11 protein-coding genes and 1 tRNA gene are annotated in these 11707 nt (G+C 43.2%); 5 read left to right on the forward strand and 7 right to left on the reverse strand.

What is annotated here, in order from left to right; translation table 11 throughout:
- Nucleotides 1-55: 55 nt before the first annotated feature.
- The 3 genes from parC to BEGALDRAFT_RS04580 all read left to right on the forward strand — a co-directional run bounded on the left by parC (nucleotide 56) and on the right by BEGALDRAFT_RS04580 (nucleotide 3951).
- Nucleotides 56-2305, forward strand: coding sequence for a DNA topoisomerase IV subunit A (gene parC, locus BEGALDRAFT_RS04570; RefSeq protein ID WP_002684112.1), 2250 nt, complete (start codon nucleotides 56-58; stop codon nucleotides 2303-2305).
- 21 nt (nucleotides 2306-2326) lie between these two features.
- Nucleotides 2327-2614 carry an encapsulin-associated ferritin-like protein gene (locus BEGALDRAFT_RS04575; RefSeq protein ID WP_002684113.1) on the forward strand — a complete coding sequence of 96 codons (288 nt, stop codon included), beginning with the start codon at nucleotides 2327-2329 and terminating at the stop codon, nucleotides 2612-2614.
- A gap of 125 nt (nucleotides 2615-2739) precedes the next feature.
- Nucleotides 2740-3951 carry an RsmB/NOP family class I SAM-dependent RNA methyltransferase gene (locus BEGALDRAFT_RS04580; protein WP_002684114.1) on the forward strand — a complete coding sequence of 404 codons (1212 nt, stop codon included), beginning with the start codon at nucleotides 2740-2742 and terminating at the stop codon, nucleotides 3949-3951.
- Nucleotides 3952-4501: 550 nt separating this feature from the next.
- Here the strand turns inward: BEGALDRAFT_RS04580 and BEGALDRAFT_RS04585 are convergent.
- The 6 genes from BEGALDRAFT_RS04585 to BEGALDRAFT_RS04610 form a co-directional block, all read right to left on the reverse strand.
- Nucleotides 4502-5218, reverse strand: coding sequence for a copper resistance protein B (locus tag BEGALDRAFT_RS04585; RefSeq protein ID WP_002684115.1), 717 nt, complete (start codon nucleotides 5216-5218; stop codon nucleotides 4502-4504).
- A complete protein-coding gene (locus tag BEGALDRAFT_RS04590; RefSeq protein WP_002684116.1) occupies nucleotides 5208-7118 on the reverse strand; it encodes a copper resistance system multicopper oxidase in 1911 nt (636 codons plus the stop codon). The genes BEGALDRAFT_RS04585 and BEGALDRAFT_RS04590 overlap by 11 nt, the downstream gene beginning before the upstream one ends.
- Before the next feature lie 56 nt (nucleotides 7119-7174).
- The gene (locus BEGALDRAFT_RS04595; protein WP_002684117.1) at nucleotides 7175-7549 is read right to left on the reverse strand and encodes a hypothetical protein; all 375 of its coding nucleotides are present in this window, start codon (nucleotides 7547-7549) and stop codon (nucleotides 7175-7177) included.
- Between the two features lie 163 nt (nucleotides 7550-7712).
- Nucleotides 7713-7907, reverse strand: coding sequence for a hypothetical protein (locus BEGALDRAFT_RS04600; RefSeq protein WP_002684121.1), 195 nt, complete (start codon nucleotides 7905-7907; stop codon nucleotides 7713-7715).
- A gap of 101 nt (nucleotides 7908-8008) precedes the next feature.
- Nucleotides 8009-9418: a sigma-54-dependent transcriptional regulator gene (locus BEGALDRAFT_RS04605; protein ID WP_002684122.1), complete on the reverse strand. Its 1410-nt coding sequence runs from the start codon at nucleotides 9416-9418 to the stop codon at nucleotides 8009-8011.
- A 117-nt stretch (nucleotides 9419-9535) separates the two neighbouring features.
- Nucleotides 9536-9913 (reverse strand): DUF423 domain-containing protein, encoded by a 378-nt coding sequence (locus BEGALDRAFT_RS04610; RefSeq protein ID WP_002684124.1) that lies wholly within the window; start codon nucleotides 9911-9913, stop codon nucleotides 9536-9538.
- 48 nt (nucleotides 9914-9961) lie between these two features.
- Here BEGALDRAFT_RS04610 and ispB point away from each other — a divergent pair, with 48 nt between their 5' ends.
- Both ispB and BEGALDRAFT_RS04620 read left to right on the forward strand, forming a co-directional pair.
- The gene (ispB, locus tag BEGALDRAFT_RS04615; RefSeq protein WP_040295245.1) at nucleotides 9962-10930 is read left to right on the forward strand and encodes an octaprenyl diphosphate synthase; all 969 of its coding nucleotides are present in this window, start codon (nucleotides 9962-9964) and stop codon (nucleotides 10928-10930) included.
- A gap of 21 nt (nucleotides 10931-10951) precedes the next feature.
- Nucleotides 10952-11028: transfer RNA gene (locus BEGALDRAFT_RS04620), tRNA-Pro, on the forward strand.
- A 29-nt stretch (nucleotides 11029-11057) separates the two neighbouring features.
- Here the strand turns inward: BEGALDRAFT_RS04620 and BEGALDRAFT_RS19355 are convergent.
- The coding region (locus BEGALDRAFT_RS19355) for a site-specific integrase (RefSeq protein ID WP_002684128.1) at nucleotides 11058-11707 on the reverse strand (650 nt) is incomplete at its 5' end.

Consider the following 11707-nt stretch of genomic DNA (forward strand, 5'->3'; position numbering starts at 1 on the left):
TGAAATTTTCTTCAGGACTTACAGCCTCCTATTCGAATTAACCGATAAAGTCACCATGCAAACCAACGCGCTAGATGACATTGAACGTCAACCCCTGCACGATTTCACCGAAAAAGCCTATTTAGACTATGCCATGTATGTCATTCTCGACAGGGCATTACCGCACATTGCTGATGGCTTAAAACCTGTGCAACGGCGGATTGTTTATGCCATGTCAGAATTAGGCTTAGACGCAGAGAATAAATATAAAAAATCAGCCCGTACCGTTGGAGATGTCTTAGGGAAATACCACCCACATGGCGACAGTGCCTGTTATGAAGCGATGGTCTTAATGGCGCAACCCTTTTCCTACCGCTATCCCCTCATCGATGGGCAAGGCAACTGGGGGTCTATCGACGACCCTAAATCTTTTGCTGCCATGCGCTACACAGAAGCACGGCTTACCCGCTTTTCACATGTTTTATTAAGCGAATTAGGCGAAGATACCGTCGACTGGAACGCAAATTTCGACGGCACGTTACAAGAACCCGCACTCTTACCCGCCCGCTTACCCCATGTCTTACTCAACGGTAGCACAGGCATTGCCGTGGGGATGGCAACAGATATCCCCCCGCATAATATGACTGAAGTCGTTGAAGCCTGTATTCACCTGCTTAAAAACCCCGATGCCAGCATTGCCGACCTCTGCCAATACGTGCGTGCGCCTGACTACCCCACCGATGCTGAAATCATCACAACAAGCAACGATTTACAAAAAATCTACACCACAGGCAACGGCTCAATTCGCCTACGAGCCTGCTATCTCAAAGAAGAAAACGACATCATTCTAACGGCACTGCCTTATCAAACCTCACCTGCCAAAATTGTCGCCGAAATAGCCGAGCAGATGACTGCCAAAAAACTGCCGATGATTGAAGACATCCGCGACGAATCCGACCATGAAAACCCTGTGCGCATTGTCCTTGCCCTACGCTCTAATCGCGTCGACGTTGATAGCCTCATGGCACATCTTTTTGCGACGACTGAACTAGAACGTAGTTATCGCGTTAATATGAATATCATCGGCTTAGATGGTCGCCCTCAAGTTAAAAATTTAAAAATCCTCCTGCAAGAATGGCTGACATTCCGCCGTGAAACCGTCCGCCGTCGTCTGCAACACCGCTTAGCACAACTCGAAAAACGCTTACACCTGCTGGCAGGCTTACTCATTGCCTACCTCAATATCGACGAAGTCATTCACATCATCCGCACAGAAGACCGTCCAAAATCTATTTTAATGCAACGGTTTGGCATTAGTGACCGCCAAGCCGATGCCATTTTAGACTTAAAACTGCGTCAACTTGCCCAACTTGAAGAAGTTAAACTCCGTGCCGAACAAGACGAACTCGACAAAGAACGCGCAAGCCTTGTCGAAACCTTAGGCAATGAGCAGAATCTCAATAAACTGATTATTAAAGAACTCAAAGCCGACGCAAAAAACTACGGCGATTTGCGTCGCTCGCCCCTTGTTGAACGCACCCAAGCCCAAGAACTGACAGAAACTAATATCATCCCTGCCGACCCTGTTACCGTTATCCTATCTGCAAATGGCTGGATACGTACCGCTAAAGGACACGAGATAGACCCCAACAGCCTCAACTATCGCGCAGGCGACAGCTACTTAATGGCGGTACAAGGCAAAAGCAACCAACAAAGTGTATTCCTAGACAATACGGGGCGTAGTTACTCACTCGCTACCCATACCCTTCCCTCAGCCCGCAGTTTAGGCGAACCTCTCACAGGACGTTTTACCCCACCCGATGGCGCGAGTTTTAACCACCTTCTCCTTGCTGACCCAGAAACAGACTATTTACTTGCTACCGATGCAGGCTATGGCTTTATCGTTAAACTCAATGAGCTATACAGTAAAAACAAAGCAGGAAAAGCCGTTATCACCCTCAGTGAAGGAGCACACATTCTACCGCCATTAACCTTACAGACCGACTTAACGCATTACCTCGTCATCACCAACGAAGGCTATTTAATGGTCGTCGATTTAAATGAACTTCCTCGTTTAGCGAAAGGGAAAGGTGTTAAACTATTAAACATCCCTGCAAACAGTTCAGAAAAAATCAAACATTTACAACTACTCGCTTTAAACTCAACCATTATTCTATACACAGACAAGCGTCATTTAACCCTAAAACCGCGTGATGTAACATTTTATCAAGGTGAACGTGCGCGTCGTGGTTTTAAATTACCGCGAGGATTTCAACAAATTGAGCAGATAGAAATCCAACCGATAAGCGATGAACCAACCCCATAAACACAACAAGGAGAAAAAATCATGTCAAATGAAGGCTATCATGAACCCATAGAAGAACTGAGCGACGAAACCCGCGATATGCACCGCGCAATCACATCTTTGATGGAAGAATTAGAAGCTGTTGACTGGTATAATCAACGGGTTGATGCGTGTAAAAACCCTGAATTAAAAGCGATTCTTGCACATAACCGCGATGAAGAAAAAGAACACGCGGCAATGGTATTAGAATGGATACGTCGCCAAGACCCAATGTTTGATAAAGAATTACGCGATTACCTATTTACGGAAAAAACCATTGCGCATATGTAAAAAACGCTTAATCAATCATTTTTCATAAATGACATTCAAGGACTGCCCATTCAGGTAACAATTGGCAGTCTTTTTTGTTTGTTCTTTAAAAACTTATTTCCACTCACTTATCAAACGAAACTGCTGTGAAATTCCATCATAATCTTGTTACTGCCATTGTTCACGCCTTACAAGCCATTTTTATCGAACAACAATATGCAGATAAAGTCATTGAACGTATTTTAAAATCTAATCCCCGCTGGGGCGCACGCGATAGGGCATTTGTTGCAGAAAGCACATACAACATGGTGCGCTGGTGGCGGCTACTGTGGTTTGTACTACATGAAACAAAAGCCCCAGAACAACCCACCGAAGCAGAACTATGGCAATTATTCGGCGTTTGGGCACTACACCATCACGGCACACTGCCTAACTGGACAGAAGTCGCGGGCTTAAACCCAACACAAATTCATGAACGAATGAACTATGCACGCGGTGTGCGTGCACTGGCTGAATCAATTCCCGATTGGTTAGACGCTCAAGGTAGCCGCGAATTACCCGAACAGTGGGCAAGTAGCCTACATGCTTTAAACCAACAAGCTGAAGTCGTGATTCGTGCGAATACGCTCAAAATCACGCGCGAAGCCTTAGCCGAACACCTACAACAACAAGGCATTGAAACTCGCCCAATTGCAACAGATGGGCTAATCCTCCAAAAACGGCAAAATTTATTTAAAACACAAGCCTTTCAGGATGGTTTATTTGAATTACAAGATACGTCTTCGCAACAAGTTGCCCCTGCATTAACGGTTAGTGCAGGGATGCGGGTAATAGATGCGTGTGCAGGAGGCGGTGGTAAAACCTTACATTTAGCGGCATTAATGCAAAATAAGGGAAAAATCATTGCATTAGACGTAGAAGCATGGAAATTGAAGAACTTACAGACCCGTGCAAAACGGGCTGGCGCACATATTATTGAAAGTCGTTTAATTGATAATCGCAAAGTGATTAAACGCTTATATGACAGTGCTGACCGTTTACTTTTAGATGTCCCTTGTTCAGGATTAGGTGTATTACGCCGTAATCCTGATACAAAATGGAAACTCAGCGCAGAAGGATTGGAACTGGTGCGTACTCACCAACAAGAGATTTTACAAAATTATAGCCCCTTATGTCGGCAAGGCGGACAACTTGTTTATTCTACCTGTAGCATTCTCCCCTCTGAAAATCAGCAACAAATTCAGACCTTTTTAGAAAGCCAAGCAGGACGTTTTCAACTCTTGTCTGAATCAACCTTATTTCCAGATGTGACAGGGTTTGATGGCTTTTATATCGCTGTTTTAGAAAGAGTTGGCTAATATCAACATGAGTTCGGCGAGATTTTCTAAAAAGACAATAGCTTGTCTGAATTAGGATTTTTAAGAGTTAAACCCCTAAAACCAAAAAAGTCAGGTGAATGACGCTTTTTAATTCTGCTAATTCTGAAAATTCTGTGAATTCTGATTCAGACAAAAAAACTACTAACCTGAGTTCGGCGAGTTTTATAAAATAAAACAGAGACCTGCTAGGTTTTCAAAACCTAGCAGGTCTGTTGGAACACGAGAAAAGGGTTGACGGACTGGCAGAGATTATTCTCTTGTTTTTCATCAAAATTCACCAGACAAGATTACAACATTGTCTGAATCAGGATTTTCAGAATTAACAGAATTAGCGGAATTTAAAACCCTTAAACCAAAAAGTAAGATGAATCATGCTTTTTAATCCTGCTAATTCTGAAAATTCTGTGAACTCTGATTCAGACAAAAAAACCTACTAGGTTTTCAAAACCTAGTAGGTTTAAATCCTGTGAATCCTGATTCAGACAAATTTTTGTCTTTTTAAAAGAAATCCACAGAATTCAGATTAGATTTAGAACAGTAAACGAACGCCAATTGTTCCTACGACTGCATCCACAGATTCGCCATGTCGTTCGGCAAAATCAGCAGTGTCACCGAATTTACGTTCATACTTAATATCAATATATGGCGCAAATTTGCGAGTGATTTCATAACGTAATTGTCCGCCAAATTCCGCACTGGAAATACCTTTGCCAATATGTAGCGCGTGTACGGTTTGGGCCGATGCGTTGATTTCCCAATAAGGTTGTAAAATCAAGCGTTGTGAGAATAAAAACTCCGTATCTTGATGTAATCGTGCTGTTGTGTCACCGTCTTCACTGACAAATACATGTGCAGCCGTTTCAATAAAGTAAGGGGCTAAACCCTGAAAACCAATTTCTGCGTAGCTGATTGATTTTGGTTCATTGTCGTAGCGAATACCTGCTTGTATGTCCCAGAATGTACTGAGGTTGTAGCTATACAAAGCGTGAAATTCAGATTTCTCTGTGTTGCTATTAGTGTGCTCGCCCTCTGCTTTTAACCAGAGCTTATGCTCATCCGTTCCTATCCAGCCGTCAAAATCCCAGTTAAATGTCTCATCATCACGGCTTAAACCTGCGCCAATATCCAGCGTGAAACGGTGAAAAATTTCGCTACCATGTTCCATACCTGAATGAGTTTCTTCTGCAAAACTGGCTGATGGTAAGGCTAAGAGTAACAAAGCAAACATGGTCGCGTTAGTGTGCATGATGTTCTCCTGCTTTTTTATCAACTGCTTGCGTTTGTTGATGCTGGCTGTGTTCCATCTGGCTCATGTCGTGCGTTGCAGGCATATCAGCTGATTTTGTGGATGTCACTGGTTGCGTTTGCATTTCATGAGATTGATGTGCATTGTGTTCGCTATGTTCCATCTGGCTCATGTCGTGTGAGGACATATCATGCGAACTTGGGGGAGGGAGTGAATAATCTTTGTTAGGGTCTTGTTTAGAAACAACGATTTTTGTCATCATGCCTGTTGCCATGTGGTAAAGCAAATGACAGTGAAAGACCCAGTCGCCTGATTCATTAGCAGTTAATAACGCGCTGTAAGTGTCCCCAGGGGCGATAATAATCGTGTGTTTATTGGGCAATTTGTCCATCGGTTGCCCGTTTTCTAATTGCATAAACATGCCGTGTAGGTGCATGGGATGCGCCATCATGGTTTCATTGATAAATTTAAAGCGGATACGCTCGCCATATTCAAAATGAATCGGTTCTGCATTGGCGAATTTTTTCCCATTCATTGTCCAAATGTATCGCTCCATATTGCCCCCTAATCGAATTTCGATGTCTCGAACGGGTTGGCGGGTATCTGCTTGTGTACCGCGATAACGTAAATCTTTATAACTAAGGGCTTTATCACCTTGTGGAGTCCCTGCATCTGCCCAACCACTGCCTTTTACACCTGTTTCATAGTCTTGATTTGAATCTGTGGACATACCCGCCATTTGATGTCCTGCGTGGCTTGTATGCTCGTTTTGTCCACTCATCTTGTTGTTCTGACTTGAATCTGTTGAGGATGTACTTTGATGATTGGCGTGTTCGCCGTGACTCATGCCCATATCTGCCATTGTTAATAATGTGCGTGGGCGATGGCTTGGCATTTCGCCACGCATTCCTGCTTGTGGGGCAAGTGTTCCTAAGGCAAAGCCTGTGCGGTCTAAGGCTTCGGCAACGATGGTGTAGGCAATATCTTCTGTTGGCGTAACGATAACGTCATATGTTTCTGCAACGCCGAAACGGAATTCATTGACGGTGACAGGTTCAACGGCTTGTCCATCTGCTTCAATCACGGTCATGGCGAGTTTGGGAATGCGCACATCATAAAAAGACATGGCAGAGCCATTGATGAAGCGTAAGCGAACTTTTTCCCCTGCTTTAAAAAGTCCCGTCCAATTTTGCGCGTTATTTTTACCATTGACTAAAAATGTGTAGCCAGAAACATCGGATAAATCGGTAGGTAACATGCGCATTTCAGCCCACATTTTTGCCTCTTCCCATGCTTTGCTAACCCCTTGTTGACGGGCAGATGACCAAAAATCGCCCACAGTACGGCGGGCATTTTGGTAGTAGTCTGAGGACATTTTTAAATTTGCCAAAATAGTGCTGGATTCTTCTTCGCTGAAATCAGAGAGCATCACGACATAATCGCGGTCAACTTTTACATTATCAGGCTGTTGTGGACGAATCACGATTGCGCCGTAATGTCCATCTTGTTCTTGTCCCATGCTATGAGCGTGATACCAATATGTACCTGTTTGGCGAATTTTGAAGCGATAAGTAAACGTGGCGTTTGGTTTAATTCCTGTAAAACCATTTAAATGGGGGACACCATCCATTAAAGGGGGTAATAAAATACCATGCCAGTGGACGGATGTATCTTCAGCTAATTGATTTATAACGTGAATAACGGCTTCATCGCCTTCTGTAAAATATAGTGTAGGACCGGGAATTGTACCGTTAATGGTGATTTTACTCACCGTGTTACCTGTAAGATTCACAGGGTTGCGTGCAATAGTCAGTGTGTATTCTGTGGTGTTGGCAAAACTCGTAACACTTAGGCATAAAAAACCCAAGAGCGACAATGCCATGAAAAACAATCGTTTCATGAGTGAAAACCCTCGTTTAAAAAAAAGAAAATGCTAATTTTTTAAAACAATTAGGGTTATAACTTGGGCGGGCGTTCTATTTGGGCGATGAGTTTCGCAGGAAAGCGAAGCCCTGTGAAAAGGGGTAAAGGGTTGGTGATTAAATGGGGGGAAATTGTGAGTTGATGCGCGTAGAAAAACTGAACAACGTGGCACAAATTGGCTAAACAGGTGCAATTTTTTTCGCAAATTGGGGAATAATTTAGCGTTGTTTGCGTAGGCGTTTCATCCGTAACAACATGATGCGCATGTTCTGCCGTTGTTATTGGTAATTCCATTGAAACATGGGCACAATCACGGGCGTGATAATGTTGCATTGACATAGCACGTGCTGGCAAGGTCGTAATAACCAACGCCACTATTAAGCAGTAGCCAAGCCATTGATGTAACATGATGAATAAAATTTAATTTTTCAGTAAAATAAGTACACTATATTTTTAGTGTACTGAGCGTTTTTATAAAAGTCAAAAAATAACCTGCGAATGCTTAATTGATACGAAATACTTTTTAACAAGTATTCGTATCAAATAACGTTTAAAAATAAATTGCAATCAATCATTTTTTCTCATCAGATTTAATATCCGTTTCGCCCTTCTCGGCTTCTTCGGGCTTTTCCTGATGACCATATTGCCCTGTAATTTGTGCCTTTAACGCTTTTTCCATCAAACTCTGCGGGGTATCAGCTTGCATAAATTTAAAGGTTTGGCGAATCATCTCTTCATTCACATTTTTAGGTTCATTGTTAGACATCGCATTATCTCCGTGGTTAAAGACTTAAGTTTAGCATAAAAAAAGCCTTAGCTAATTAAACAGATAAGGCTTTTTTATAGTTCTATAACATTCCGTTTCGGTTAAGGGCTAGGCGTTGTTTTACCCATGCGTTGCATTTTGCTATACAACGTTGTGCGATTAATGCCTAACACCCGCGCCGCTTTGCTCAAATTGCCTTGGCTGGTTTTTAAAGCCGCATTGATATATCGCCGTTCCCAATCTAATAAGACATCATCTAGGGAGAAATTACCCGTATTAATCTGCCGTAAAATGGCTTCTTCTGAATCAATATCGGCTAATTCTTGGCGATTAATATCGGTCTCTAATTCCATTTCTAACAAAGCACGTGGCACTTGCTGATTCGGATATTTTGCACCAATGCGAATCACAATATTACGTAATTCTCGAATATTTCCTGGAAAACTGTAGCCCATCCAAGCCTGTTTTGCAGTATTATCCAATTGAAACAACGTGCCCATTTCTTTATAAAACTGTTGGAAATGTTCTAATAAAACCAGACGGTCATCGCCCCGCTCGCGCAACGGAGGCACACGAATTGTTAAAACGCTTAAACGGTGATACAAATCGGCGCGAAAATGTCCTGCCTGCACTTCTTCCCGTAAATCTCGGTTACTTGCCGCAATAATTCGTGCATTAGATTGACGAACTTTTGTTTCACCAATGCGATAATATTCACCGTTTTCTAAAACCCGTAATAATTTAGACTGTAAAGACAACGGCATCTCGCCGATTTCGTCTAAAATCAAACTACCATCGCCCGCCTCTTCAAAAAATCCCGCCCGTGCTGTGCCCGCTCCTGTAAACGCACCTTTAGCATGACCAAATAATTGCGCTTCTAACAATTCCGACGTAAACGCCGCACAGTTCAAGGTTAAACAAGGTAAATGAGCGCGACAGCTTTGTGTGTGCAAACATTGCGCAACTAACTCTTTACCTGAACCCGATTCCCCTTGAATTAACACGGAAAATGGAGAGTTAGCAAACTGCTGAATCTGTGCGCGTAACATATTCATCGCACTACTTTGCCCAATTAAATGACACTCACGTTTCTCTACAGGCGTTGCAACATACTGTTCAGCCTCTAAAATCATCACCTGATGTTTTAAACGCGCTTTTAATAACTCAATATCGCAAGGCTTAGGAATAAAATCCACCGCGCCTAAAGTCAAGGCATGACGGACATTCTCCTGAGTATCCTGACCTGAAAGAATTAAAATCTTCATGCTAGGATTAAATGCTAATAAATCAGAAACTAACGCAAAACCCTCATCGGGGCTGTGCGGTGTTGGCGGTAAACCCAAATCTATCAACGCAATATTGGGTAAAATAGGCGCGGTATATAAAAAACGCTTCGCCTCTTCCCGTGTTCCAACGGCATTAATCGCAAAACTATCACGCAAAACAAACGCGAAAGAATCCGTAATAGCCTGATCATCATCAACCAATAACAAGCTGGGTAAATCAGCCATAATCCAAAATCCTTTAGTTATTTTCAATCATCATATAAGGAATACTGTGTGTTATTCTGACATATGTCATAAATATGACACAAGCCCTATTTGCTTGATTTACCCACAAGAAAACAGCTAATTTTCTGCTTTAATTCCCGCCCATACTAACAATAACCACCCGATTAAAAACGCACTTCCACCAATCGGCGTAACAATGCCCAAATAATGCACACCCGACAGACTAAGTACATACAAGCTCCCTGAAAACAGTATAATACCCGCCAATAAAAACCAGCCTGCCATGACAACCCAACGAAAAGAGGTTAAAAGCCTTGTTAAAATACCAATTATTAACAACGCTAACGCATGAAATAAATGATAACTGACCCCCGTTTGATACACCGCAAACATCTCAGCACTCAACACAGGCTTTAAACCGTGCGCCCCAAAAGCACCCAAACTAACCGCTAAAAAAGCATTCAAACTACCCAGAATCACAAAAATTTTACCCATTAATGACACCCTTCTTTTTACCCCTAACGAAATAAAAAAATTAATATGATGGATATTACTGCTATCCAAACGCTCATTAAAGACGACATGCAAGCCGTCAACGCACTGATACAACAACGGTTACACTCCGATGTAGCTCTTATCAACCAATTAGGGACTTACATCATCAATAGTGGTGGGAAACGCCTGCGCCCCGTCCTTCTCATCCTCAGTGCCAATGCGTTTGGTTATCAAGGGACAAACCATATCAAACTGGCTACGGTTATTGAATTCATTCATACAGCCACCCTACTGCACGATGACGTTGTTGATGCCTCCGAACTCCGACGTGGCAAACAAACCGCCAATGCCGTTTGGGGTAATGAAGCCAGTGTTTTAGTTGGTGACTTCCTCTACACCCGCGCTTTTCAAATGATGGTTGAAGTCCAAAACATGCGCATTATGGAAATCCTCTCCAATGCAACAAATATCATTGCTGAAGGCGAAGTGATGCAACTCCTAAACTGCCATGAACCCAACGTGACCGAAGCCGACTACCTCACCGTCATCCGCTCCAAAACTGCCAAACTCTTCGAAGCCGCCCTACAACTCGGCGCAATCATCACCCAACAACCCCCCCACATAGAAAGCACAATAGCCCGCTACGGAATGCACCTAGGCACAGCCTTCCAAATCATCGACGACGTACTCGACTACAGCTCAACCGCTGAAGAAATGGGCAAAAATGTTGGCGATGACCTCGCCGAAGGCAAACCCACACTACCGCTCATCTACGCCATGAAACACGGCAACCCCGACGAAAAAGCCATGCTCCAAGAAACCATCCGTCACGGCGGACGCGAGAATATTCAACAAGTTCTTAAAGCGATTGAATCAACCAACGCGATAGCATATACTAAACAGTCTGCAATACAAGAAATGAACAAAGCCATAGAAGCCTTAAATGGTCTGCCGTCAACCCCCTATTTAGACGCGCTTTATTCTCTCGCGCATTTCTCAGTGCATCGCAGTTACTAACTGCAAAAATCCCTAAAAAGTCGGAGTGTAGCTCAGTCTGGTAGAGCATTACTTTCGGGAAGTAAGGGTCGAAGGTTCGAATCCTTTCACTCCGACCACTTTAAAATCAATAACTTACCTCACTATATTAGCGTTTTCTAATATTAACGTCCTCTAATATATAGATTTTTGTATTGTCGAGTTTTTCAAGTGCCTCACGCGCCTTGCTTTTTTCCAGATGTGCGTAATATTCTCGCGTTGTTCCAATATCTTTGTGTCTAAGCACTTCCTGCACAATTTCGAGCCTCTCGCCTGCATTAATTAACCAGCTCCCGACCGTTCTTCTTAAGTCGTGTATGGTTAAACCCTCAATCTTGGCTTTCTTGCACGCCGTCGCAAAGCTGTTTTTGATGTTTTGTAGCCGTTCTCCGTTAGGGTGACTAAATACCCATGTACTACTGCGAACCCGGTATTTTTTGAGGGTGTTTAATGCGTGGAGGGCGTATTGATTTAAGGGTATCGACGCAGGGTCGCCGTTTTTGGTTTGGTTTAAATAGATGGTTTGGCTTTCCCAGTCTATTTGCGCCCAGCGAAGGTTAAGAATTTCGCCCTTTCTCATACCCGTTGCTAAGGCTAGTTGTATGAATGGTAATAACAGCGGGTTCTTTGATTCGCTAGCCGCTTGTATGAGGTGTTTTGCTTCCGCTACGGTTGCCCATCTTTTACGCCCCCTCGGTTTCTTTTCGCGGTTGCCTAGTGTGGGATTCGGCAAATTTTCATCATGGTCATAGTTGAGTT

The sequence above is a fragment of the Beggiatoa alba B18LD genome (genome assembly GCF_000245015.1).
GTDB lineage: Bacteria > Pseudomonadota > Gammaproteobacteria > Beggiatoales > Beggiatoaceae > Beggiatoa > Beggiatoa alba.